Here is a 23,288-nt window from a genome sequence, read left to right as displayed (position 1 = left end):
TGCCAAGAAGCTTGTATTTCGGCGGCGTTCGGGTTATGGACCGCGCCTGTTTTCCATCAAATCCAGGCTGAAAGGGGCAATTCATGGCCCGCGTTACCGTTGAAGATTGCATCGACAAGGTCGACAACCGCTTCGAACTCGTGCTTCTGGCCGGCCACCGGGCCCGCCAGATCAGCCAGGGCGCGCAGATCACCGTGCCGCGCGACAACGACAAGAACCCGGTCATCGCGCTGCGCGAGATCGCCGACGAGACGCTGTCGCCCGACGACCTCAAGGAAGACCTGATCCACTCGCTGCAGAAGCATGTCGAGGTCGACGAGCCGGAAGCCGACGGCGAGGTGATTGCCGACCAGACCGGCACCGCCGTTGCGGCGACCGATGCCGACGACGCCGAGGACAACATCGCTTTCGACCGCATGACCGAGGAAGACCTGCTTGCCGGCATCGAAGGCCTGGTCCCGCCGGAAAAAAGCGACGACTATTGATCTTCGCCGACGCTGCCGACACTTTCGCGTCGGCAGTTTCGTGGCTATCTATGACATGCGCCGGATGCATATTCGGCGCATGATTCATTTCAGCACCGCGAGATCCCGCCCATGATGCGTCAGTATGAGCTTGTCGAGCGCGTCCAGCGCTACAAGCCTGACGTCAACGAGGCGTTGCTCAACAAGGCTTACGTCTATGCCATGCAGAAGCATGGCCATCAGAAGCGCGCTTCCGGCGATCCCTATTTCTCGCACCCGCTCGAAGTCGCCGCGATCCTCACCGAAATGCACATGGACGAGGCGACGATCGCCGTCGCTTTGCTGCACGACACGATCGAGGACACGACAGCGACCAGGGCCGAGATTGACGAGCTGTTCGGTCCGGAAATGGGCAAGCTGGTCGAGGGCCTGACCAAGCTCAAGAAGCTCGACCTCGTCTCCAAGAAGGCCGAGCAGGCGGAGAATTTGCGCAAGCTGCTGCTGGCGATCTCGGAAGATGTGCGCGTGCTGCTGGTCAAGCTCGCCGACCGCCTGCACAACATGCGCACCCTCGACCATGTGCCGGAAGCCAAGCGCCTGCGCATCGCCGAGGAGACGATGGATATCTATGCGCCGCTTGCCGGCCGCATGGGCATGCAAGGCATGCGCGAGGAGCTGGAGGAGATCGCCTTCCGCTACATCAATCCGGAAGCCTACCGCGCCGTCACCGCAAGGCTCGCCGAGATATTCGAGCGCAACAAGGGCGTGCTGTCCGAGATCGAGAAGTCGCTGTCCACGCTGTTCGAAAAGCATGCGATCAAGGCCAGCGTGAAGAGCCGGCAGAAGAAGCCGTGGTCGGTGTTCCGCAAGATGGAAGCCAAGGCGCTGTCCTTTGAGCAGCTGTCCGACATCTTCGGCTTTCGCGTCGTCGTCGACACCCTCGAGGACTGCTACCGCGCGCTCGGCGCCATCCACACCGCCTGGTCGATGGTGCCCGGCCGCTTCAAGGACTACATCTCGACGCCGAAGCAGAACGACTACCGTTCGATCCACACCACCATCGTGGGCCCCTCGCGCCAGCGCGTCGAATTGCAGATCCGCACCCGCGAGATGAACAAGATCGCCGAATATGGCGTCGCCGCGCATTCGATCTACAAGGACACCGGCGGCAAGACGAACGGTGCCGCCCACGCGATCTCGAAGGAGACCAACGCCTATGCCTGGCTGCGGCGCACCATCGAGCAGCTGGCCGAAGGCGACAATCCCGAGGATTTCCTCGAGAACACCAAGCTGGAACTGTTCCAGGACCAGGTGTTCTGCTTCACGCCGAAGGGCATGCTGATCGCGCTGCCGCGCGGCGCCACGCCCATCGACTTCGCCTATGCCGTGCACACCGATGTCGGCGACACCTGCGTCGGCGCCAAGGTCAACGGCCGCATCATGCCGCTGATGACGGAACTGAAGAACGGCGACGAGGTCGAGATCATCCGCTCCAAGGCGCAGGTGCCACCGGCGGCCTGGGAATCGGTCGTCGTCACCGGCAAGGCGCGATCCGCCATCCGCCGTGCCACCAAGAATGCCATCCGCAAGCAATATTCGGGTCTCGGCGCCCGCATCCTCGAACGCGCCTTCGAGCGCGCCGGCAAGACCTTCACCAAGGAAGGCCTGAAGCCGGTGCTGCACCGGCTGGCACGCAAGGATATCGAGGACGTGCTGGCCTCGGTCGGACGCGGCGAGTTGGCCTCGTCCGACGTCATGAAGGCGGTGTTCCCCGACTACAAGGACGAACGCGTCACCGTTGCCGCGCCCAAGCAGCGCGAGGAAGGCTGGTCGAAGATCCGCAATGCCGCCGGCATGCTGTTCCAGATCCCAGGCCGCGCGGCACGCAAGGACAAGGACCAGCCGCGCGACGGAGCGGTTCCCATCCGCGGCGTGCGCGGCGATCTGCCGGTGCGCTTCGCGCCGGAAGGCGCGGTCCCAGGCGACCGCATCGTCGGCATCGTGCAGCCGGGAACCGGCATCACCATCTATCCGATCCAGTCACCGGCGCTGCAGGCCTTCGACGACCAGCCCGAGCGCTGGATCGACGTGCGCTGGGACATTGACGAACGCACCAAGGAGCGCTTCCCGGCCCGCGTCTCGGTCACCGCCATCAATGCGCCGGGCTCGCTCGCCGACATCGCCCAGGTTGTTGCCTCCAACGACGCCAACATCCATACATTGTCGATGGTGCGCACCGCGCCCGACTTCACCGAAATGCTGATCGATCTCGAAGTCTGGGACCTGAAGCACCTCAACCGGCTGCTGTCGCAGCTCAAGGACAATTCGAGCGTCAGCGATGCGCGACGTGTGAATGGCTAACCACTAATTTCCGAGGACAAGGCAGGATGAATACCGACGAAGTGCTAGGCATTTTCCGCGAGGCCGGCGCCGTTCTCGAAGGCCATTTCATCCTGACGTCGGGCCTGCGCAGCCCGGTCTTCCTGCAGAAGGCCCGCGTCTTCATGCATGCCGACAAGACCGAGCGCCTGTGCAGGGCGCTGGCCGAAAAGATCCGCAAGGCCGTGCCCGGCCGGATCGACTATGTCGTCGGCCCGGCGATCGGCGGGCTGATCCCGGCCTATGAGACCTCGCGCCATCTCGGCGCGCCGGCGATCTGGGTCGAGCGGGAAGGGGGCGAGTTCAGGCTGCGGCGCTTCGAGATCGCCAGGGGATCGCGCGTCGTCATTGTCGAGGACATCGTCACCACCGGCCTGTCGATTCGCGAGACCATCGACTGCCTGCGCGAGCTTGGCGCCGAGGTGGTGGCGGCCGCCTGCATCATCGACCGCTCGGCCGGCAAGACCGATGTTGGCGTCCCGCTGATCGCGCTGGCCGAATATGAGGTTCCTGCCTATCCGGCCGACCGGCTGCCGCCCGAACTCGCCGCCATACCGGCCGTCAAGCCCGGCAGCCGCAACATCTGATGTCGTCCATGTACGAAAACAATCACTTGAGCGCGTCGCCTGAATCTCTGCGGGAGCGACGCGCGCTGTCCGCGACGCCGTGATGATCGCCGGCATCGATCATTTCGTGCTGACGGTCCGCTCGGTCGACGACAGCTGTGCCTTCTACCAACGTGTGCTTGGCATGAAGCGCCACGACGAGCCGAACCGGCCGACGGCGTTGCTCTTCGGATCGCAGAAGATCAACCTGCATCAGGTGGGCCGCACCTTCGAGCCGAAGGCCAAGGCGCCGACAGCTGGCGCCGGCGATTTCTGCCTCGTTGCCGCCCGGCCGCTCGCCGAGATCTGCGCCAGCCTGGCAGCCAATGGCGTCGCCGTCGAAGTCGGTCCGGTCGAGCGTACCGGCGCCCGCGGCCCGATGATGTCTGTCTACTTTCGCGATCCGGACGGCAATCTCGTCGAGGTCAGCGAGTATTTGAACTAGCCGCTTCGGCCCAGCCCGTCAGTTGTTCTTCGGCCGGCGCGTCGCTATATCAAAGTCGTTGTTGCCTTTGGGACCTCAAAGCGCAAAATATGGCTGTGGCGCCCGGCCGGGATGGCCGGAGTTGCCGGCGTTGATAAATCAGGAACTGGAACAGAGTGCTTTTTCGACGCCGCGAGCCTGATGGCCTTTTGGAGCGGGTGCGTACCTATCTGTGGCCGCGCCGCTCGTTCTCGCGTTCGCTGCAGTATTTCTCCAAGCGGATTCTCCGACTGAAGGCCACGCCGCATGCGGTCGCTGCCGGTGTTTCGGCCGGTGTCTTCGCCTCGTTCTTCCCGCTCGGCTTTCACTTCGTCATCGCCGCCGTGCTTTGCTGGGTGATCGCCGGCAATCTGGTGGCTGCCGCGCTCGGCGCGGTGTTCTTCGGCAATCCGCTGACCTTCCCACTGCTGTGGGGCGCGTCCTGGGAGACCGGCAAGCTGATCCTGCACGAGCACCTGCCAAAGCATGGGCCGCCTGAGCATCTTGGTGAAATGATGCACACGCTTTCGTTTGCGAGGTTGTGGCGCCCGGTGCTGGAGCCGATGCTGATCGGTGCCGTTCCGCTCGGCCTGGTCTTCGGGTTTGTGTTCTATGGCATCACCCGCTGGGGCATGACCGTCTTTCGCGAGCAGCGGAAGAGGCGCATGGACGAGCGGGCGCAGAAGGCCAGGCATGGCGGACGGGAAGTTCCCGCGGAATGATCATCGGCATTGGCAGCGACCTGATCGATATCAGACGCATCGAGAAGTCGCTGGAGCGGCATGGCCAGCGCTTCATCCAGCGCATCTACACCGAGGTCGAGCAGGCCCGCTCAGAAGCTCGCCACGGGCGCGCCGCCTCCTATGCCAAGCGTTTCGCTGCCAAGGAAGCCTGCGCCAAGGCGCTGGGCACCGGCCTGGCGCAAGGCGTGTTCTGGCGCGACATGGGCGTCGTCAACCTTGCCAGCGGCAAGCCGACCATGGCGCTGACCGGCGGCGCGGCTGCCAGGCTGGACAAGATCCTGCCGGAAGGGCACCGCGCGGCAATCCACCTCACCATCACCGATGATTTTCCGCTTGCTCAAGCCTTTGTGATCATTGAGGCGTTGCCCGTCGAACAAGCGCCACATTGATTGCATCTGACCACCGGCATGACGTTGCCCAGCGCGCGCCGAGACTCTATACCATCCAACGCACAATCGAGGACGACATGAGCGTGGCTGAAAAATCCGAGAAGAAATCCGGCGGGCTTGGCGAAACCGTCAGCGTCATCATTCAGGCGTTGGTGCTTGCGCTGGTCATCCGCACGCTCCTGTTCCAGCCGTTTTCGATCCCGTCCGGGTCGATGCGGCCGACCCTGCTCGAAGGCGACTATCTGTTCGTCACCAAATGGTCCTACGGCTATTCGCACTATTCGCTGCCGTTCGGCCCCGACATCTTCTCGGGCCGCATCTGGGGCGCGGCGCCGAAGCGCGGCGATGTCGCAGTGTTCAAGTTCCCGCCGGACCCGTCCGTCGACTACATCAAGCGCGTCGTCGGGCTGCCGGGCGACAAGATCCAGGTTAGGGACGGTCAGCTCTTCATCAATGGCGTCGGCGTGCCGCGCGTAAAGACGGGACAGATCGACAACCCCGACATCACCGAGGCCCAGGGCCCAGTCGACGTCTATCGCGAGACGCTGCCCAACGGCGTCTCCTATGACACGCTCGACCTGACGCCCAATTCGATCGGCGACAACACGCGCGAATTCGACGTGCCGCCCGGCCATTATTTCATGATGGGCGACAATCGCGACAATTCCTCCGACAGCCGCTTCACCGTCGGCTTTGTGCCGGAGGAGAATCTGGTCGGCCGCGCCAACATCATCTTCTTCTCGATCGCCGACGGCGCCAGCCCGCTCGAGATCTGGAAATGGCCGTCGCTGATGCGCGTGTCGCGCCTGTTCAACTTCGTCGACTAGGCATGGTGGCGACAAAGCGGTTGACCGCCGATGCGCTCGCCGAAGCGTTGATGCAGCGCACCGGCCACGCCTTTGCCGACCGCCAGCGTCTGCAGCGCGCGCTGACCCATGCCAGCGCCCGCTCCACCCATGCCGGCGTCGACTATGAGCGCTTCGAGTTCCTCGGCGACCGCGTTCTCGGCCTTGTCGTCGCCGACATGCTGCTCGCGGCATTTCCGGACGCCGCCGAGGGCGAATTGTCGCTTCGACTGAACGCACTGGTCAATGCCGAGGCGCTGTCCGAGATCGCCGAGGAGATCGGGCTGCCGGAGCTGATCCGCGCCGGTTCCGACGTGCGCGGTCTCGACGGGCGCAAGCGCGTCAATTTGCGCGCCGATGCGCTGGAATCGCTGATCGCCGTGCTCTATCTCGACGGTGGCCTGGAGGCGGCTCGCGCCTTCATCCATAAATTCTGGCAGCCACGCTCGCTGGCAATCGGCGCCGCTCGTCGCGATGCCAAGACCGAATTGCAGGAATGGGCGCATCAGGCGGCGGCGGGCGCCATGCCGGCCTACCGCATCGACAGCCGCGAAGGGCCTGACCACGATCCGCTGTTCACCGTCAGCGTCAAGGTTGGCCAGTTTGCGCCGGCCATCGGCAGTGGCCGCTCCAAGCGAGAGGCCGAGCAGGCGGCCGCCGCCGCACTGCTTATGCGTGAAGGCGTCTGGGTCGCATCGGCCCAAAAATCGGAATCGATTTTTGGAGAGCACGATGCGTAGATTCAAAGTCTTAGAGCGTCCTTTGCGCGTCCAGGAGGACGCGCGGCGCTCTAACGAAGGGAGTGCGGCATGACCGCCACCGAAGACCTCGCTCCGGCAACAGAAGGTCCCGCCACGCGCTCCGGCTTCGTCGCGCTGATCGGCGCGCCCAATGCCGGCAAGTCGACGCTGGTCAACCAGTTGGTCGGCGCCAAGGTGTCGATCGTCACCCACAAGGTGCAGACCACCCGCGCCATCGTGCGCGGCATCGCCACGCATGAGAACGCGCAGATCGTCTTCGTCGACACGCCGGGCATCTTCAAGCCGAAGCGGCGGCTGGACACGGCCATGGTGACCACCGCCTGGGGCGGCGCCAAGGATGCCGATGTCGTGCTCTTGCTGATCGATGCCGAGCGCGGCATCAGGGGCGATGCCGACGCCATCCTCGAGCGGCTGAAGGATGTGCGCCAGCCGATGGTGCTGATCCTCAACAAGGTCGACCGGGTCAAGCACGAGGCGCTGCTGGCACTCGCCGCGGCCGCCAACGAACGCGTGCCGTTCAAGCGCACCTTCATGGTCTCGGCGCTGACCGGCTCCGGCTGCAAGGACCTGCTCGACTATCTGGCGGAGACGCTGCCGGCCGGTCCCTGGTATTATCCGGAGGACCAGATCTCCGACCTGCCGATGCGCCAGCTGGCGGCCGAGATCACCCGCGAAAAGCTGTATCTGCGGCTGCATCAGGAACTGCCTTACTCCTCCCATATCGAGACCGAGAAATGGGAGGAGAAGAAGGACGGCTCGGTGCGTATCGACCAGACGATCTATGTCGAGCGCGACAGCCAGAAGAAGATCGTGCTCGGCCACAAGGGCGAGACCATCCGCGCCATTGGCCAGGCGGCGCGCATGGAGATTGCAGGCATCCTCGAACAGAAGGTGCACCTGTTCCTATTCGTCAAGGTGCGCGAGAACTGGGGCGACGACCCAGAGCGCTACCGCGAGATGGGGCTGGAGTTTCCGCACTGACGGCAAAAAAAGACGCGGCGCCCGGATAAGGGCGCCGCGCTCATTTTGCGGTTTTTGTTCAGGCCGCAGCGACGGCAAGCTGCGTCTTTGGCCGGCGGATAAAACTCTCGGTGCCATAGTAGGCGATGATGGCAGCCGCGATCACCGCCCAGATCGCAACACCGATCCATTGCTGCTGCACATAGTCGCCGTCGACGAACACCTTGCCGAGGAAGCGCACGCTGTTCTGGTGCGTGACGTGCATGATGAAGGCGAGAAGCACGCTGCCGGTGTTCTGGTAGAGCCAGGTGAACACCACCGCCGCCAGCACCACGTTGATCGTGCCGTAGAGGCTGAGGTCGCCGACCAGCCCGAGCGGGAAGTGCCAGATGGCCCAGATCACGCCGAGGATGAGGCTGCCGGTCAACGCCGAATGGCTGGCGAGCAGGCGAGGCGTGGCAAAGCCGCGCCATCCCGGCTCTTCGCCGAGCGGGCCGCTGAAGACGGCATAGAGCGCGATGATCGGCAGCATCTCGGCCAAGGCGGGAATATTGCTCCAGGCCGGTGCCGCAGCGCCGAACATCGGGTTGATCAGGATCGAGGCCAACTGCGCCCCGAACGGCAGGCCGAACGCCACCAGATACCAGAAGGGCTGCACCCGCCATTTCACCATCGAGGCGAGGATGGCCTTGACCGAACTCCAGCCGCCGGACAGGGCTGCGACGATGAATCCCGAAACGATCGGGCCGAAGGTGAACCACGGAATGCTGTCGCCGTTCGACAGCCAGAACGGGATGAAGGCCAGCCAGGTCAGGCCGAGCGCCAGCGAAAAGAAGGATATCAACTGGTGCCTTCGCACCAGGTCCAGGAAGAAAGTCATGTCGGGTCCTCTCAGCGGGCAGGTTTGATCGCGAGAGGTCGCCGGGCTGCCCGATCGGTCGACATGCGTCTGGGAACGGGCCCGGCGAGTGTTTCGACGGGCCGTTTGGCCGCTTCCGGTCAATCCGTCCTTATTGGCGCCGGCGCGGCCAAAAATCCCGAGTTCTTTCTGATCGATTTCCGATATTTCGGGGCCGCCCTGGCTGGATCCCCCGAACGCGCCTCAGCCTTGATTTCGCCGTCCGATCGGTGACAAGCTCCCGCCATGGAATGGCGCGACGAGGGAATCATTCTCGGCACCCGCAAGCATGGCGAAACCAGCGCCATCCTCGAGGTGATGACGCGCGCCCATGGCCGCCATCTCGGCCTGGTGCGCGGCGGCCGCTCGCGCAAGCAGCAGCCGGTGCTGCAGCCCGGCAACCGCGTCGACCTTCTGTGGCGGGCGCGGCTCGACGAGCATCTCGGCACCTTCCAGGCCGAGGCGATCGAGATGAACGCCGCCCGGCTGATGGACAGCGCGGTGGCCGTCTACGGCCTGCAGACCATGGCCGCGCATCTGCGCCTGCTGCCCGAACGCGACGCCCATGGCGGCCTCTACGAGACGCTTGCCGTGATGATCGCCCATCTCGACGATGCCGACGCCGCCGGTGAACTGGTGGCGCGCTTCGAGCTTCTCATCCTCGACGAGCTCGGCTTCGGTCTCGATCTCAACCAGTGCGCGGCGACCGGAACAAGGCAGGACCTCGCCTATGTGTCGCCGAAATCCGGCCGCGCCGTGTCGCGTGCGGCGGGTGCTGCCTGGCACGACAAGATGCTGGCGCTGCCGGCCTTCCTGCAGCGCGGCTCCGGCTTGCGCGCAGATCCGGCGGCGTTGGAGGACGCCTTCCGGCTGACCGGCTTCTTCTTCACCCGCCATGTCTACGAGCCGCGCGGCCTCGAGCCTCCGGACGCCCGCGCCGGCTTCCTAGCAGCGCTGCGCAGGCACCACGCGCCGGGCAAGGTGGCCGCTGCAGAAACCACCGGACAGTAGCGAGGCACCTATCCGGCTTTCCGCCGCTCCATGAAATCGTCAAGGATGGCGCGCTGACCTTTCAGGATTTTGAGGCCGGCGTCGTGTAATGAAAACCAGCCGGCCCTGTCCACTTCGGGAAATTCCTTCATCGAGCCTGACCTTGGCGGCCATTCCATGGTGAACATGTTGCTTCTGATAGCGCCCGTGTCGACCTCCGCTTCGACACTCCATGCGATCACGATCTTTCCGCCCGGCTGACGATAGCTGCCGACAGGCTCGAAATGTCCATCGATCGCCACGCCGAGTTCCTCTTCGGCCTCGCGTTGTGCGGCCGCCAGTTCACTTTCGTTCTCGCCGACAAGCCCCTTGGGAATGGACCACGCGCCGTCATCCTTTCTTGCCCAGAACGGGCCGCCGGGATGGACCAGCAGAAACTCAAGAATGCCGGCGTTTCTCCTGTGGATCAGCAGGCCTGCACTTCGATTCGGCATCGACAATCCCCATCGCATTTGCCGCGAGCAGCCGAGGATACCACGAGTATTTGCCAACTGGCGGCAGGTAACCTCGCTGTCAGCCCCATTCCTGGCCTTTTCGACGCGACGGTGAGGGATAACGGCTCTATGCCGCTGGCATTTGCCAACGAAACATGCTCGATCTTTCCTGTCGCCCATCTGGCAGTGCGTTGAGCCTAGGGACCGGCCGTCTGGCCGCCGCATTTGTCAGTGACAACTGGCCTGGTTTGGGGGAGCCGCCATGTTTGAGAGCCTGATCGGCCTTGCCGCCATCATCGCCCTGTTCGTCATCATTTCGCGCCAGCAAAGCCGCATCGGCCTGATCGAACGCGAACTCGGCGCGCTGCGCAGCCTCGTGCTTTCGGGCTCCGTGCCGTCTGCCACCAAGCCAGCCGAACAGGCGGCGACCGACGGCAAGCCCGCAGATGCTGCCCCGGCAGCTGCTGCAGTTGCCGATCTTGCGGCCTCACCGGCGAGCGACGCTGTTTCGGCAGAGACACCGGCAGTCCCAGCCGAGGCTGCAAGCGGCGGGGTCGTGGCCGGACCGTGGGACAAGGACGAGGCGAAGCCGGCGGCAGAGCCCGCCGAGCCGGCGGCGGCAAAGGGCGCGCGCCAGTCCGACGTCGAGACGGCGCTCGGCACCCGCTGGGCGGTCTGGGTCGGTGGTATCGCGCTGGCATTGGGCGGGCTGTTCCTGATCCGCTACACCATCGAGGCCGGAATTTTCGGCCCCGGCGTGCGGCTCACCATGGCCGCGCTCCTCGGCCTGGTACTGATCGCCGGCGGCGAGTTCATCCGCCGCACCGGCTTCAAGGTGCCGGTGCAGGGCGCTGCCGGCGCCTATATCCCGGCAATCCTGACGGCCGCCGGCGCCTTCATCCTGTTCGGCACCGTCTATGCCGCTTATGGCATTTACGGCTTCATCGGCCCGGCGCTGGCTTTCACCTTGCTCGGCGTCATCGGCGTGGCGACGATCGCCGCCGCCCTGGTCCACGGCCAGGCGCTGGCCGGCATCGGCCTGGTCGGCGCCATGCTGACGCCGGCGCTTGTCGCCTCTGAGGCGCCCAACCCCTGGGCGCTGTTCGGCTATCTGGCGATCGTGCTCGCCGCCACCGGCGTCATCGCCCGCATGCGTGACTGGAAGTTGCTGATGGCCGCGGCCTTCGCCGGCACCGGCATCTGGACCATCCTCTACATGACCAACGCGCCCGGCGTGAACCTCTCCACCATCCTGTTCATCAATGCCGTCACGCTTGCCGTGCTGGCCTTTGTCTGGCTCGGCGGCCGCAGCGAGGAAGAACCTGCAAGCCGGTTCGACTGGCCGTCCATCGCGCCGGCTTTCTTTGTCGCCTTTTCGGCACTGGGCCTGTCCGTCGATCCGGACTTCGCCGCCGCCGGTTATGCCTTGCCGGGCGCCGTTCTGCTCGCCGCCATGCTGGCCGTCGCGCTCTATCGGCCAAGCGCGCTGCCGCTTCTTCATGCCGCCGGGCTGGTCACGGTGATGATCTATCTCGGCATCATCCCGCCGACCTCCATCGGCTCCGATATCGTTGGCGGCAGCCTCGGCGTCGATGGCCAGCCGGCGGTGGTGTCCGATGCCTTGACGCGCAACATCGGCATCGGGCTTGGCCTGCTGTTCATCGCCGCCGGCTTCTGGGCCGCACGCCGCTTCACGGCCTCGACGCCGATCCATGCCGCGTCCTGGGCCGCATGGGGCGTCATCGCCCCGCTGGTCGTCCTGCTGGCGCTCTGGTTCACCTTCGGCAATCTCGATCGCGATCTTCTCTACGCTGCGGTTGCTGCTCTTCTGGTCGTGGTCTTCGCTGCCGGCGGCGAGTGGATCGCGCGCGCCGAAGAGCCACCGTTCAAGGGCGGTGCTTCCGTGTCCTTCGCGCTTGGCGGCGCGGCTGTCGCCGGCTTGCTGATGCTGCACATGGCTTTCGGCTCCGGCTGGACCACCGTCCTCATCGGCGCCGCGGCCATCGTGCCGGCGCTGGCGACGCGCTGGCGCTCCTATCCGGTGCTCGGCTGGATCTCGGTCGCCGCGGCCGTCGCCGTGCTCGGCCGCGTCGCCTACGACCCGACCATCGTCGGCGCCGGCTTGCTGTCGACGACGCCGGTCTTCAACTGGCTGCTGCCTGGATATGGCGTGCCGGCGCTCGCCTTCGGCTTTGCCGCCTGGCAGCTTGCCCGCACCACCAATGGCCGGCCGCGCCTCGCCATGGAAGCGGCGGCAGCGCTGTTTGCGCTGCTTACGCTCGCCATGCTGGTGCGCCACGCCATGCATGGCGGTGTCATCGACACGGGTGCGATGACGCTCGCCGAACAGGCGATCTATACGCTGATCGCGCTTGGCGCCGGCGCCATCCTGGTCGCCATCGACATGCGCTCGCCAAGCTCGGTGTTGCGCTACGGTTCGATGGCCGCCGGTGTGGCTTCGGTCGCCTTCATCGTTATCCGGCATTTCGTGGTGCTGAATCCGCTGTTGTCAGACGAATCGACGGGCCAGATCCCGGTGTTCAACCTGTTGTTCCTCGCCTATCTCCTGCCGGCGGTCGCCGCCGGGGGACTGGCGCTCTACGCCAGGGACAAGCGGCCGAAATGGTATGCACAGATGCTGGCCGTGGTGGCGGCCGTGCTTGCCCTGGCCTACGCCACGCTGTCGGTCAGGCGCCTGTTCAAGGGCGAGTTCATCGGCCTGTGGAGCGGGCTTGGCCAACTCGAGACCTACACCTATTCGGCACTTTGGCTGGCGATCGGCGTGGCGCTGCTCACCGCCGGCGTTTGGCTGAAGTCGCAGGTGCTGCGCATCGCTTCTGCGGCGCTGATCGCGATTGCCGTGCTGAAAGTCTTCCTCTTCGACATGTCGGAGCTGGAAGGCGTGTTGCGCGCGCTGTCCTTCATCGGCCTAGGCGCCGTGCTGATCGGCATCGGCCTGTTCTACCAGCGGCTACTGACGAGGGCTGCAAAGGACGCGGATAAAGACAAGCAGGAACAGGCAGATTCCAATCCCGTCCAGGAATAAATCGCTGGATGCCAACGTTATTCCTTTGCTTGGGTGACTGGAGCGCCGACCGCTTCGCGCTGGCCGCTTGCGCCGCGTCATGAAGGCGCGTTCAATTGCGATGAAACAGAGGCGACCTCGAAAACAGCGGTCATGAACGAGAAGAAGGCAGCGATCCTTGGCGAAATACCGCGTCTGCGCCGCTACGCACGCTCGCTGCTGCGCGACCGCGATTCCGCCGACGACCTTGTCCAGGACTGCCTGGAGCGCGCGTTGGTCAGGCTCGACAACTGGCGGACGGGAGAGAGCCCCAGGAGGTGGCTGTTTACGATCATGCATCATTTGTTCATCGACCAGATGCGCAAGGTGAACCGCCGCGGCGAAGCGCAGATGCTGCCGCTCGAGGCCGGTGAGGCGCAGGCCGCCCCCGCCGAGCAGGTCGAAAGCATCGCCTCGCGCGAGATCGTCGACGCATTGCAGGCGATCAGCCCCGACCGCCGCGCCGCCCTGGTGATGGTCGCCATCGAAGGCTTTTCCTATGCCGAGGCCGCCAACATCCTCGGCGTGCCGGCCGGCACGCTGATGTCGCGCATCGCGCGCGGCCGCGAGGAGCTGCGCGGGCTGCTCGACGACAGCGCGCGCCGCCGCTCGATAAGGGTTGTCGAGAAATGACCCGGCGCGATTTCTCCGAACGCGATATCCACATGGCCCTCGACGGCGAGCTGCCGGGCGAGGAGCGCATGGCCTATGACAGCTGGCTCGAGACCAATCCCGAAATGAAGGCGAAAAGCGTCCGCTATATCGCCGACCGGGCGGCGCTGCGTGCCGCCTTTGCCGGCGTGATGGACGAGCCGGTGCCGGCAAGGCTGAGGCAAGCGTTGCTCGGCGAAGCGACGGTGAGGGCGGCCGCCTGGCGCTCGCGCTGGTGGCTTTCGGCGGCCGCGGCCGTGGTGCTGGTGGCCGGCGGGCTCGCCGGTTATGTCGCCGGCATTGACGGTATCGGCAGGGGAGACGGCGCGGACGATCAGCTCGCCGAGCAGGCGATCGCCGCCCATGTCATTTATGCCGCCGAGAAGCGCCATGCGGTGGAGGTGCCGGCCAGCGACAAGGATCATCTGCAGACCTGGCTGTCCAACCGCGTCGGCCTGAAACTGGTGGCGCCCGATCTGGCGGCCGAAGGCTTCCAGCTCGTCGGCGGCCGGCTGCTGCCCGCCGGCCATGGCAAGGCGGCGATGCTGCTCTACGAGGACGCCAAGGGCGAACGCATCTCGCTGTTCGTCACCGCCGAATCGGCCGATAAGGCCAAGGGCACCTATATGGCTGAGAAGGACGGCCCAGAGGCCGTCTACTGGCTGGACAAGGGCTATGGCTGCGCCGTCGTCGGCTCGTTGCCGCGTGAGCGGCTGGCCGCGGTGGCCAAGAGCGCCTATGGCCAGCTTCTGGCCGGTCTGGCGAGCTGAACCGGCTGCTGCTTTCCGCGGCCGGCGCCCTCTCGAAGCGGCGGTTCTTTCAGCGCCTCCGTGTTGCTGGACCACCATGCAACCTGTCACAATTCGGCCCTAATCGGGGTGCGAAAGCGCTTGATCAATACCGGCGCATCGGCTGGTATGACCGATGTTTCGATCAGGGCCGTTTCCACAACCCAATCAAGGTTTTCTGAGTCCCGCATGCCTGCCGAGATTCGCAAGGCCCGCGCGTCCGACGTCGATGACCTCGCGGCCATCGAGAAGGCTGTTTTCGCGAGCGATCGCATCTCGCGACGTTCCTTCCGACAGCTGATCGAGCGCGAGACCGCCGAGATGCTGGTCGCAGAAAGCGATAACCGAATTGCTGGCTATGCGGTGGTGCTGTTTCGCAAGGGAAGCGGTGTCGCCCGGCTCTATTCCATCGCCATCGGCCCCTTCTTCGGCGGGCTCGGCATTGGCCGCCAGCTGCTGGCGGCGGCGGAGGAGGCCGCCTTCGAGCACGACCGCATGTTGCTGCGCCTCGAAGTGCGCGAGGACAATCTTCGCGCCATCCGCATCTACGAGCAGGGCGGCTACCGCAAGATCGGCCGCGAGCCGGGCTACTACGAGGACGGCGCCACGGCGCTGCGCTACGAAAAGACCTTGCGCGGCGAGATCCCGGTCGCCACCAAAGTGCCGTTCTACCAGCAGACCTGCGAGTTCACCTGCGGCCCGTGCTGCCTGATGATGGCGATGGCCAATTTCGATGCGGCCTTCGTGCCCGACCCGGTCATGGAAATCCGCCTGTGGCGCGAGGCGACGACCGTCTTCATGATGTCGGGCCCAGGCGGTTGCGAACCGTTCGGCCTCGCCGTCTCCGGCTATGAAAGTGGGCTTGCGGCGGAGGTCTATGTGTCCTTCTACGGCGCGCTGTTCCTGCAGTCGGTGCGCAGCGAGGACAAGCGTCGGGTGATGGAGCTTGCCCAGGTCGACTTTCGCCGCCGCGCGGAACAATACGGTATCCCGGTGAATTACCGTCCATTCGCCCTCGACGATGTTCGCAACGCGATCGCCGAAGGAAAGCTGGTGCTGGTGCTGATCAGCGGCTTCCTGATGTTCGGCAAGAAGGTGCCGCACTGGGTGCTGGCCATCGGCGACGACGGCGACCATATCCTGATCCACGATCCCTGGGTCGAGGACGAACGGCAGGAGACCATCCTTGATGCGGCCAACATTCCCGTGCCTTACGGCATCTTCATGAACATGGCGCAGTTCGGCCGCGACGGACTGCGCGCCGCCATCACTCTGGGGAAGCGCGACATACAATGACCTGGGTCATACTAACAGGCAGGCAGAACGACCTCGACCAGGTGGCGACGCCGCACAAGATCATCACCAACCGTGATTATCTTGCGCATCCGGCGCTGTTTCGCGGCCAGCGGCCGAAGGTGATCAACCTGTCGAACAATTACGGCTACCAGAGCCGCGGCTACTATGCCTCGCTGCTCGCCGGTTCGCGCGGCCACAAGGTCATCCCGACGGTCGAGACGATGATCGACCTGTCGGAGCGCAAGCTCTACGAGCATGCGCTGCCGGAGTTGGAACTGGCGCTCAACAAATGCCGCAAGGATCTCGGCGGCGTCTTTCCGGCCAAGGTTGCGATCTTCTTCGGCATCGGCCCGTCGAAAGTATGGGATCGCTTCGCCAAGTTGCTGTTCGACTGGTTCCGCGCGCCGGCGCTGGAGGTCCACATCAAGGACAGCGCCGAATGGGCCTCGATCCGCAAGATCGGCTTTCTTCCGCTGGCCAGGATGACCGAGGACGAAGAGACCTTCTTCCTGCAGTGCCTGGAGACCTACACCAATCGCGAATGGCGCGATACCAAGGGCCGCACGCCGGCGCGCTACACTTTCGCTACGCTTGTCGACCCGCACGAGGAACTGCCGCCGTCGGAGATTTCCTCGCTGCGCTATTGGGCCAGGATCGCCGAAAAGATGGGCGTTGAAATCGAGCCGATCACCAAGAAGGATCTGGCCAAGCTCGCCAATTACGACGCGCTGTTCCTCCGCGAGACCACTTCGATCTCCAACCACACCTACCGCTTCGCCCGGCGCGCGCAGCAGGAGGGCATGCCCGTCATCGACGATCCGCTGTCGATGATCCGCTGCACCAACAAGGTCTACCTCAACGAGTTGATGACCTACAACAAGGTGCCGGTGCCGCCGACGGTGATGATCGCCGGCACCTCGGACCTCGAAGTGGCGGCGCAGACGCTGGGCTTCCCGCTGGTGCTGAAGATTCCGGATTCCTCCTTCTCGCGCGGCGTCAAGAAATGCGAGAACCTGGAAGAGTTGAAACAGCTCGCCACCGAATGGCTGGAGGATTCCGATCTCCTGATCGCCCAAAAGTTCATTCCGACCGAGTATGACTGGCGCGTCGGCGTGCTCGGCGGCCAGCCGCTGTTTGCCGTCCACTATCTGATGGCCAAGAAGCACTGGCAGATCGTCAACCACAAGGCCAACGGCAAGCCCGACCAGGGCGGCATCAAGACCTTCACGCTGAAGGAGACGCCGTCGCACGTCGTCGAGACGGCGGTGAAGGCGGCGCGCTGCATCGGCGACGGGCTCTATGGCGTCGACCTCAAGGAAACCAAGGACGGAGTCTTCGTCATCGAGGTCAACGACAACCCCAATCTCGACCATGGTTGGGAGGATTCCGGCGAGAAGGACGAGGTCTGGGTGCGGCTGACGCAATGGTTCCTGGAACGGCTCGACCGACCAGGGCGATAATTCAACTGAGGGGAAAAGATGCAGTTCATCGTCATCGAGGATTTTACCGGCTGCGATCGCAAGGAGATCTACCGTCGCTTCCGCGACCGTGGCCGCCTGAAGCCGGATGAGCTTCTCGTGCACCATAGCTGGATCGCAGCGGATATGAGCCGATGCTTCCTGCTGGTGGAGGCCGATGACGTCACCCTCCTGCAGCGCTGGGTCATCGAGTGGGCGGACCTGGTGGAGTTCGAGATCGTTCCGGTGGCGACGAACAAGGACATGACAGAGGCATTGAGCGGGCATCTCTGACCGGGGCGGGAAACCTCCTTGTTTACTGCAGCCGAATGCCATCTCCTGCCGTCAGGAACTCAGGATTGTTCGCCGATTAGAGCCGGCGAACCCACCGACCGCAGGCACTCTTCGGTCAGCCATGTCTTGAACGCCGCCACCACCTCGCGCCGAATGCTTCGCTGCGGGATCGTCAGGCAATAGGGCTGGCTGAGCATGAGTGCGCGTGTGACGGGTCTGACCAGCCGGCCGTCTTCTATAGCTTCGGCGCAGTAGACGCCTTGCGCGAGCGCGACGCCGAGGCCGGAAATGGCGAGGTCGAGCGCCGCCCGCGACGAGTTCGCCGACAGGCCGCGCTGCCCAGCCCGGCTGGGGGCCATGCCGGCCGCCTCGAACCAGCTTCGCCAGGACGGAAAGGACGCGCCGGTCGGCCCCCAATCCGTGTGGATCAGCGGCAGGCCGGCGAGGGTGCTTTCTGAGCTGCCGATCTCGCGCGCGATGCCTGGCTCGCTAGCGATGCCAGGCGCGCAGACGGGATAGACGGCATCCCTGACGATCTCCTCGGTGACTTCGTCGCGATAGTGGGAACGTCCGTAGGACAGGCGGATGTCGATCAGGTCGTGGTCGAACGACACCGGATCGTCTTCGCCCCTGAGAGCGATGTCGACCGCGCCATGGCCGGCTACGAACTTCGCCAGGCGCGTCGACAGCCAGCCCATCGCCATCGAGGGCGGCACCGAGACGACCAGCCGCGAGCGTAGCTCAGCACCGCCCAATTCGCGCGACACGCTGCCGATCTCCTCGAACGCCGTCGTCAGTCTGGGCAGCATTTCGCGCCCGGCATCGGTCAGCACGGCACGGCGGTTCACGCGCAGAAACAGCTTGCGGCCCATCTGCTCCTCGACGGTACGGATGAGCTGGCTGACCGCGGCCGCGGAAACCGAAAGCTCCTCGGCCGCCGCGGCAAAGCTGCCGGAGCGCGCCGCCGCCTCGAAAGCCTGCAATCCGCGCAAGGATGGAAGTGCGACCATGGTCACCAACAGATAAGTTAAGCTTATCTATCTGGCAGGAATCCTCGTTTTGCGAAAGCTATTTTGTCGATTAGGGTATTTTCAAACGGCAAGCAGCGGAACGGAACACCAATGGACCATCGCGACGTGATCGCATCGCTAACGCAGCAGCAGCGCGATCGGCTGACCGCCAAGTCGGATCGCCTCGGACTGGTTCAGCTCGGCGCGCATTGGGGCGCGATCGTCGTCCTCGGCGCGCTGATCGCCGCGAAAGTGCCGTTCTGGCCGCTGCTGATGCTGCCGCAAGGCATATTGATCGTGTTCCTGTTCACCCTGCTGCACGAGACGATCCATCGTACCGCTTTCGAGACGCAGCGGCTGAACGATCTGGCGGCGCGCGCCGCGAGCCTGGCGATCGCGCTGCCGGCCGACTGGTTCCGCTATTTCCACTTCGCGCACCATCGTTTCACCCAGGATCCCGAGAACGACCCGGAACTCGCCTTTCCAAAACCGGAAACCTGGCGGCAGTACCTAGTCCACATCTCCGGCATTCCGGTGTGGTGGGGGCATGTCAAGACGCTCTACGTCAACGCCACCGGCCAATGCAGCGGCAGCTACGTGCCGCCGAAGGGCCACCCCAAGGTGCGCGCCGAGGCCCGCGCCATGCTCGCCTTTTATGCCGTCCTGCTCGTGCTGGCTTTATGGTTCAAGGCGACGGTGTTGCTCTACGTCTGGATCGTGCCGGCACTGCTCGGACAGCCGTTCCTGCGCCTCTATCTGCTGGCCGAACACGGCCGCTGCCCGCTGGTCGCCAACATGCTGGAGAACACGAGGACGACGCTCACCAACTGGTTTGTCCGCAAGCTCGCCTGGAACATGCCCTACCACGCCGAGCATCATGCCTATCCGGGGGTACCCTTCCATCAGCTGCCGCAGTTTCATGCCCTGATCGAGCGCCACCTCAAGGAGGTCGAGAACGGCTATGTCAGCTTCCACGAAAAATACGTCGAGACGCTGCGCTGACGGCGGCCTCACCCGGACTGGCGCAGCGCCGCCCCTGATCTCAGCAGCCGGTTGATGTCCGCTGCCTTCGACGGCACGCTGATCAGATAGCCCTGCGCCTCGACGCAGCCTGCCTCGCGCAGCATGTCGAGCTGCGCTTCGGTTTCGACACCTTCGGCGGTGACGGTGATGCCGAGCTGCGCACCAAGCCCGATGACCGTGCGCACGATCGCTGCCGTGTCGCGATTGTCGATGTCACGGATGAAGGAACGGTCGATCTTGATCTTGTCGACGGGAAAGCGTCTGAGATAACCGAGCGACGAATAGCCGGTGCCGAAATCGTCGAGCGCGATGCGGATGCCGAGGTCGCGCAATTGGCTGAGCGTCTTCAGAACCGTTTCGCTCTCGTCCATCAGCACGGTTTCGGTGATTTCCAGCTCGAGCCGGTCGGCCGGCACGCCGGAAAACGCCAGCGCCGAAATCACGCTGCGGGCGAAGGTGCCGCTTTTGAGCTGCACCGCCGAGACATTGACCGCAATGCGCATCGCATGCGGCCAGCCAGCGGCCACCGTGCAGGCTTTTCTCAGCGCCCAGTCGCCCAGTTGCACGATCAATCCGATCTCTTCGGCGGCCGGGATGAAATCGTCAGGCGATACCAGGCCGCGTGCCGGCGAACGCCAGCGCATCAGCGCTTCCGCGCCGACGATGTCGCCGGAGGCGATGTTCATGATCGGCTGGAAATCGAGCTCGAATTCGCGCCGCGGCAGCGCCGCCTGGAGGTCGGTTTCGAGCACCTGGCGCTCCCGCACCATGGCGTCCATGCCGGGCTCGAAGAAACGGTAGACGTTGCGGCCTTCGCTCTTGCCCCGATAGAGCGCCATGTCGGCATTCTTCAGCAGCGCGTCGGCGTCCTTGCCGTCGTCCGGGTAGAGCGCGATGCCCAGGCTGATGCCGACATGCATGTCGCGGCTCTTGTCGCGATAGGGCTTGCCGATGACCTCGACGATGCGCCTGGCCAGGCGTTCGGCGTCGGCGGCACTTTTGACGTTGAACTGGATGATGGCGAACTCGTCACCGCCGAAGCGAGCGACCACATCCGTCTCGTTGCGCAGGCAGCGCATCAGGCGCTCGGCCACGCATTTCAGCAGCCAGTCGCCGGCCGGGTGCCCGAACGTGTCGTTGACGGCCTTGAAGCGATCGAGATCGAGCGAGAAGATCGCCAGCGGCGCGACCATGGGCTCGCTCAGGGCCTGGTCGAGGCGTTCGCGAAACATCGAGCGGTTGGGCAGGTTGGTCAGCGTGTCATGATGCGCAAGATGCGTCATGCGTTCTTCGGCGCGGCGGCGCTCGGTGATGTCGTCGAAGGTCGCCACCCAACCGCCGCCACTCATCGGCCGGCGTGCGACCAGAAGGGTCCTGCCGTCGGCAAGGCTGCGGTGGGTTGAACGCGACTCGCCGGCCTGCAGGCAGGCCATGGTCTTCGAAATCTCCCCGTCGATGTCGATCTCGGCATAGATGCCGAGACGCACCAACTGCACGAGCAGTTCGCGATGGCTCATGCCGAGCGGGAAGTCGGCCGGCGTGACGTGATAGAGATCGAGGAAACGCTCATTGCGCACGATCAGCCTGCCATCGGCATCATACATCAACAGGCCTTGCGACATGTTGGCTAGAGCTGCGTCGAAGCGGCGGTGCTGTTCCTTCAGCTCCTGCTCGGCGCGCCGCTGTTCGGTGATGTCCTCGTAGATCGACACCCAGCCGCCGGAGGCCAGCGGCCGGTGCGAGATGTTGATGATGCGTTCGTCCGACAGCACCTCCTCGTAGGTCGAGGGCCTCGCCTGGTCTATATAGGGTTTGCGGATCGCATAGAGATCTTCGGCGCTGTGCGAGGCAACGCCGATGTCGACGCTGTGCTGCAGGATGTCGAAGAAGCGGATGCCGGGCCGTACGATCCCGGCGTCGAGGCAGAAGATGCCGAGATAGTTGCCGTTGCAGATGATCATCCGCTCGTCGGCATCGAACATGCACAGTCCATGCGACATGTTCTCGACGGCCGCCGAAAAGCGCTCGTTCTGGTCGCGCAGTTCGTCTTCAATCCGCCGTGGCTGGCCGATGCTTCCGGCGCTCCGCCTGCGCGCGGGCGAACCAGCCTTGACATGTGCGACGGGCATGTAGGCGCCTGCGGACAGTGATCTGACAGGGTACTGTGGTAGGCGCCGGTTAATTTAGCGTTCGTTCAGTCAGCCGAATGCACGGTAACCATTGCCTGACACTTCGTTTCGAGCGCCGAAAACCGCTTGAGGAATGCGGCCTGCGCCCAGGTCACCGAGCGTGGCGTGAAATCGAAGCGGTCGGCGTTGAAGCCGCGCGGGCGGCCGAAGAACTCCGTCGCCTCGCGGGTGGAGAAGCCGGCAAGCAGCGTCGCCTCGTAATAGGCGGCGATCTGGTCGGCGCGCTTGATCTCCTTGCGCAAGCCGGCACCGAGTTCGGCCGGCAGCGAAAAGCGCTGATGGATGGCGCGCTGCAGCCTCAGCTCGCAGTCCTTGTAGGAGCCGCCCATCACCGACTTGAACGGCGAGATCATGTCGCCGATGACATATTCCGGCGCATCGTGCAGAAGCGCCGCCAGCCGGGCGCCGGCCGAAGCTGCCGGCATCAGTTCGGAAAACAGCGCCTCGACCAGCAGCGAATGCTGGGCGACCGAAAAAGCATGCTCGCCGCTGGTCTGGCCGTTCCAGCGGGCGACGCGGGCAAGCCCGTGCGCGATGTCGGATATCTCGATGTCGAGCGGCGAGGGGTCGAGCAGGTCGAGCCGCCGTCCCGACAGCATACGTTGCCAGGCGCGTGGCGGCGCCCCGGCGCGGTCGGCCGCCATCAGGCCTCCTCCGCGCCGACGGCATCCTGCGGGAAGCCGAACTTCGCCCAAGCCGGTATGGCGAGCGTCACCGCGACGTCGCCAGCCATGACCGGCTGGCCGCTGTCGAGTGCTGCCTTGACGCGGTCGATGCGGGCAATGGCGAGGCCTGCCGTGCCTTCGGTCGACCCGAGCGCGCCGACCGGCCGTCCCGCCACCGTCAGCTCGGTGCCCGGGCCGGGCAGGGGAGCTTGCGCGGAGGCGATCAGCACGCGGCGCCTGGCGGTGCCGCGATGCTGCATGCGCGAGACCACCTCTTGGCCGACATAGCAGCCTTTCTTGAAGCCGATGCCGCCGGTCTCGTCGAGCAGCACGTCATGTGGAAAGACATCGCCGAGCGCATAGTCGCTGCCGCTTTCGGCAATGCCGTGGGCGATGCGCAGAGCCTGCCATGCCGTGGCATCGCCACCCTCGGCCGCGCTGCCATATCTGCGCCTGACGGCAATGTCGCGGAAGCGCGTGTCGGAAACTTCGGTTGAATCAGAATGTGAAGCGATTGAATCACTTCCCCACGCGACGCTGACAAGCGTCTGATCGGCCTTGGCAATCCCAACCTTGGCACGCAAGCGGTAGAGCATCAGCCGGCGTACGAAATCGTCGGCAACGTCAGTGCGGCAGTCGAGGACAAAGCCATCCTCTCCGGCACGCGAGATCAGGAAATCGAACAGGATCTTGCCTTGCGGCGAAAGCAGCGCGCCTGGCTTGGCCTCGCCAGCAGCCAGCACATCAAGGTCGGTGGTGAGGATGTTCTGCAAAAAATGCTCGGCATCGGGGCCCGACACGGATATGAGCTCGCGGTCTTTCAGCAGGGCAATGGGCATGGGTGGACAAAAGCCTGATCT

General features: G+C 64.6%; 23 protein-coding genes. 17 read left to right on the top strand and 6 right to left on the bottom strand.

What is annotated here, in order from left to right:
- Positions 1-83: 83 nt before the first annotated feature.
- From rpoZ to era, 9 genes are all read left to right on the top strand, one after another.
- Positions 84-485, top strand: a complete 402-nt coding sequence (rpoZ, locus tag AC04SI_RS28775) for a DNA-directed RNA polymerase subunit omega (protein WP_006202227.1) — start codon at positions 84-86, stop codon at positions 483-485.
- A 111-nt stretch (positions 486-596) separates the two neighbouring features.
- Complete coding sequence (locus AC04SI_RS28770) at positions 597-2,825, top strand: RelA/SpoT family protein (RefSeq protein WP_488475347.1); 2,229 nt, start codon at positions 597-599, stop codon at positions 2,823-2,825.
- A 26-nt stretch (positions 2,826-2,851) separates the two neighbouring features.
- Complete coding sequence (gene pyrE / locus AC04SI_RS28765; protein WP_488475346.1) at positions 2,852-3,430, top strand: orotate phosphoribosyltransferase; 579 nt, start codon at positions 2,852-2,854, stop codon at positions 3,428-3,430.
- 79 nt (positions 3,431-3,509) lie between these two features.
- On the top strand, positions 3,510-3,893 hold the full coding sequence (locus AC04SI_RS28760; protein WP_488475345.1) for a VOC family protein: 384 nt from the start codon (positions 3,510-3,512) through the stop codon (positions 3,891-3,893).
- A 155-nt stretch (positions 3,894-4,048) separates the two neighbouring features.
- A complete protein-coding gene (locus AC04SI_RS28755; RefSeq protein WP_488475344.1) occupies positions 4,049-4,633 on the top strand; it encodes a DUF2062 domain-containing protein in 585 nt (194 codons plus the stop codon).
- Positions 4,630-5,043, top strand: coding sequence for a holo-ACP synthase (acpS, locus tag AC04SI_RS28750; RefSeq protein ID WP_404277380.1), 414 nt, complete (start codon positions 4,630-4,632; stop codon positions 5,041-5,043). Before AC04SI_RS28755 ends, acpS begins: the two co-directional genes overlap by 4 nt.
- Before the next feature lie 77 nt (positions 5,044-5,120).
- Positions 5,121-5,870 carry a signal peptidase I gene (gene lepB, locus AC04SI_RS28745; RefSeq protein WP_404277381.1) on the top strand — a complete coding sequence of 250 codons (750 nt, stop codon included), beginning with the start codon at positions 5,121-5,123 and terminating at the stop codon, positions 5,868-5,870.
- 2 nt (positions 5,871-5,872) lie between these two features.
- The gene (gene rnc / locus AC04SI_RS28740; RefSeq protein ID WP_404277472.1) at positions 5,873-6,628 is read left to right on the top strand and encodes a ribonuclease III; all 756 of its coding nucleotides are present in this window, start codon (positions 5,873-5,875) and stop codon (positions 6,626-6,628) included.
- A 69-nt stretch (positions 6,629-6,697) separates the two neighbouring features.
- Positions 6,698-7,630, top strand: a complete 933-nt coding sequence (era, locus tag AC04SI_RS28735) for a GTPase Era (protein WP_006202237.1) — start codon at positions 6,698-6,700, stop codon at positions 7,628-7,630.
- A 58-nt stretch (positions 7,631-7,688) separates the two neighbouring features.
- Here era and AC04SI_RS28730 read toward each other — a convergent pair whose 3' ends face one another.
- Positions 7,689-8,489: a CPBP family intramembrane glutamic endopeptidase gene (locus AC04SI_RS28730; RefSeq protein WP_488475343.1), complete on the bottom strand. Its 801-nt coding sequence runs from the start codon at positions 8,487-8,489 to the stop codon at positions 7,689-7,691.
- A gap of 264 nt (positions 8,490-8,753) precedes the next feature.
- Here AC04SI_RS28730 and recO point away from each other — a divergent pair, with 264 nt between their 5' ends.
- Positions 8,754-9,518, top strand: coding sequence for a DNA repair protein RecO (recO, locus tag AC04SI_RS28725; protein WP_488475342.1), 765 nt, complete (start codon positions 8,754-8,756; stop codon positions 9,516-9,518).
- Between the two features lie 8 nt (positions 9,519-9,526).
- On the opposite strand, the gene AC04SI_RS28720 is transcribed toward recO, so the two are convergent.
- A complete protein-coding gene (locus AC04SI_RS28720; protein WP_488475353.1) occupies positions 9,527-9,991 on the bottom strand; it encodes an NUDIX hydrolase in 465 nt (154 codons plus the stop codon).
- A gap of 262 nt (positions 9,992-10,253) precedes the next feature.
- Here AC04SI_RS28720 and AC04SI_RS28715 point away from each other — a divergent pair, with 262 nt between their 5' ends.
- From AC04SI_RS28715 to AC04SI_RS28690, 6 genes are all read left to right on the top strand, one after another.
- A complete protein-coding gene (locus AC04SI_RS28715) occupies positions 10,254-13,037 on the top strand; it encodes a DUF2339 domain-containing protein (RefSeq protein ID WP_488475341.1) in 2,784 nt (927 codons plus the stop codon).
- Between the two features lie 132 nt (positions 13,038-13,169).
- Positions 13,170-13,688, top strand: coding sequence for a sigma-70 family RNA polymerase sigma factor (locus AC04SI_RS28710; protein ID WP_404277388.1), 519 nt, complete (start codon positions 13,170-13,172; stop codon positions 13,686-13,688).
- The gene (locus AC04SI_RS28705; RefSeq protein ID WP_192181241.1) at positions 13,685-14,476 is read left to right on the top strand and encodes an anti-sigma factor family protein; all 792 of its coding nucleotides are present in this window, start codon (positions 13,685-13,687) and stop codon (positions 14,474-14,476) included. Before AC04SI_RS28710 ends, AC04SI_RS28705 begins: the two co-directional genes overlap by 4 nt.
- A 207-nt stretch (positions 14,477-14,683) precedes the next feature.
- Complete coding sequence (locus AC04SI_RS28700) at positions 14,684-15,790, top strand: peptidase C39 family protein (protein ID WP_488475340.1); 1,107 nt, start codon at positions 14,684-14,686, stop codon at positions 15,788-15,790.
- Entirely contained in the window at positions 15,787-17,250 is a 1,464-nt protein-coding gene (locus AC04SI_RS28695; protein WP_404277393.1) for a RimK family ATP-grasp domain-containing protein, read from the top strand. The genes AC04SI_RS28700 and AC04SI_RS28695 overlap by 4 nt, the downstream gene beginning before the upstream one ends.
- An 18-nt stretch (positions 17,251-17,268) precedes the next feature.
- Positions 17,269-17,541 (top strand): DUF3303 domain-containing protein, encoded by a 273-nt coding sequence (locus AC04SI_RS28690; RefSeq protein ID WP_404277395.1) that lies wholly within the window; start codon positions 17,269-17,271, stop codon positions 17,539-17,541.
- A gap of 59 nt (positions 17,542-17,600) precedes the next feature.
- Here AC04SI_RS28690 and AC04SI_RS28685 read toward each other — a convergent pair whose 3' ends face one another.
- Entirely contained in the window at positions 17,601-18,551 is a 951-nt protein-coding gene (locus AC04SI_RS28685; protein WP_404277397.1) for a LysR substrate-binding domain-containing protein, read from the bottom strand.
- Positions 18,552-18,662: 111 nt separating this feature from the next.
- Here AC04SI_RS28685 and AC04SI_RS28680 point away from each other — a divergent pair, with 111 nt between their 5' ends.
- Entirely contained in the window at positions 18,663-19,553 is an 891-nt protein-coding gene (locus tag AC04SI_RS28680; protein ID WP_404277399.1) for a fatty acid desaturase family protein, read from the top strand.
- A gap of 8 nt (positions 19,554-19,561) precedes the next feature.
- Here the strand turns inward: AC04SI_RS28680 and AC04SI_RS28675 are convergent, their stop codons facing one another.
- The 3 genes from AC04SI_RS28675 to ygfZ all read right to left on the bottom strand — a co-directional run bounded on the left by AC04SI_RS28675 (position 19,562) and on the right by ygfZ (position 23,267).
- Positions 19,562-21,703: a putative bifunctional diguanylate cyclase/phosphodiesterase gene (locus tag AC04SI_RS28675; RefSeq protein WP_404277401.1), complete on the bottom strand. Its 2,142-nt coding sequence runs from the start codon at positions 21,701-21,703 to the stop codon at positions 19,562-19,564.
- Positions 21,704-21,768: 65 nt separating this feature from the next.
- The gene (locus tag AC04SI_RS28670; RefSeq protein WP_404277403.1) at positions 21,769-22,407 is read right to left on the bottom strand and encodes an HD domain-containing protein; all 639 of its coding nucleotides are present in this window, start codon (positions 22,405-22,407) and stop codon (positions 21,769-21,771) included.
- On the bottom strand, positions 22,407-23,267 hold the full coding sequence (gene ygfZ / locus AC04SI_RS28665) for a CAF17-like 4Fe-4S cluster assembly/insertion protein YgfZ (RefSeq protein WP_488475339.1): 861 nt from the start codon (positions 23,265-23,267) through the stop codon (positions 22,407-22,409). The genes AC04SI_RS28670 and ygfZ overlap by 1 nt, the downstream gene beginning before the upstream one ends.
- Between the last annotated feature and the right edge of the window lie 21 nt (positions 23,268-23,288).

It is taken from the genome of Mesorhizobium sp. CNPSo 4689 (genome assembly GCF_057784325.1).
Note: the sequence above shows the minus strand (reverse complement) of the source record. Positions and strands in the feature narration are given on the sequence as shown.

What these genes read in the sequence shown, in the direction of transcription:
- AC04SI_RS28700 (WP_488475340.1), top strand. Translation starts at nt 14,684, where the DNA reads ATGCCTGCCGAGATTCGCAAGGCCCGCGCGTCCGACGTCGATGACCTC.
- AC04SI_RS28675 (WP_404277401.1), bottom strand. Translation starts at nt 21,703, where the DNA reads ATGCCCGTCGCACATGTCAAGGCTGGTTCGCCCGCGCGCAGGCGGAGC.
- AC04SI_RS28770 (WP_488475347.1), top strand. Translation starts at nt 597, where the DNA reads ATGATGCGTCAGTATGAGCTTGTCGAGCGCGTCCAGCGCTACAAGCCT.
- AC04SI_RS28680 (WP_404277399.1), top strand. Translation starts at nt 18,663, where the DNA reads ATGGACCATCGCGACGTGATCGCATCGCTAACGCAGCAGCAGCGCGAT.
- AC04SI_RS28730 (WP_488475343.1), bottom strand. Translation starts at nt 8,489, where the DNA reads ATGACTTTCTTCCTGGACCTGGTGCGAAGGCACCAGTTGATATCCTTC.
- acpS (WP_404277380.1), top strand. Translation starts at nt 4,630, where the DNA reads ATGATCATCGGCATTGGCAGCGACCTGATCGATATCAGACGCATCGAG.
- AC04SI_RS28685 (WP_404277397.1), bottom strand. Translation starts at nt 18,551, where the DNA reads ATGGTCGCACTTCCATCCTTGCGCGGATTGCAGGCTTTCGAGGCGGCG.
- rpoZ (WP_006202227.1), top strand. Translation starts at nt 84, where the DNA reads ATGGCCCGCGTTACCGTTGAAGATTGCATCGACAAGGTCGACAACCGC.
- AC04SI_RS28690 (WP_404277395.1), top strand. Translation starts at nt 17,269, where the DNA reads ATGCAGTTCATCGTCATCGAGGATTTTACCGGCTGCGATCGCAAGGAG.
- pyrE (WP_488475346.1), top strand. Translation starts at nt 2,852, where the DNA reads ATGAATACCGACGAAGTGCTAGGCATTTTCCGCGAGGCCGGCGCCGTT.
- AC04SI_RS28710 (WP_404277388.1), top strand. Translation starts at nt 13,170, where the DNA reads ATGAACGAGAAGAAGGCAGCGATCCTTGGCGAAATACCGCGTCTGCGC.
- AC04SI_RS28670 (WP_404277403.1), bottom strand. Translation starts at nt 22,407, where the DNA reads ATGGCGGCCGACCGCGCCGGGGCGCCGCCACGCGCCTGGCAACGTATG.
- recO (WP_488475342.1), top strand. Translation starts at nt 8,754, where the DNA reads ATGGAATGGCGCGACGAGGGAATCATTCTCGGCACCCGCAAGCATGGC.
- AC04SI_RS28695 (WP_404277393.1), top strand. Translation starts at nt 15,787, where the DNA reads ATGACCTGGGTCATACTAACAGGCAGGCAGAACGACCTCGACCAGGTG.
- AC04SI_RS28705 (WP_192181241.1), top strand. Translation starts at nt 13,685, where the DNA reads ATGACCCGGCGCGATTTCTCCGAACGCGATATCCACATGGCCCTCGAC.
- AC04SI_RS28715 (WP_488475341.1), top strand. Translation starts at nt 10,254, where the DNA reads ATGTTTGAGAGCCTGATCGGCCTTGCCGCCATCATCGCCCTGTTCGTC.
- AC04SI_RS28720 (WP_488475353.1), bottom strand. Translation starts at nt 9,991, where the DNA reads ATGCCGAATCGAAGTGCAGGCCTGCTGATCCACAGGAGAAACGCCGGC.
- era (WP_006202237.1), top strand. Translation starts at nt 6,698, where the DNA reads ATGACCGCCACCGAAGACCTCGCTCCGGCAACAGAAGGTCCCGCCACG.
- lepB (WP_404277381.1), top strand. Translation starts at nt 5,121, where the DNA reads ATGAGCGTGGCTGAAAAATCCGAGAAGAAATCCGGCGGGCTTGGCGAA.
- ygfZ (WP_488475339.1), bottom strand. Translation starts at nt 23,267, where the DNA reads ATGCCCATTGCCCTGCTGAAAGACCGCGAGCTCATATCCGTGTCGGGC.
- rnc (WP_404277472.1), top strand. Translation starts at nt 5,873, where the DNA reads ATGGTGGCGACAAAGCGGTTGACCGCCGATGCGCTCGCCGAAGCGTTG.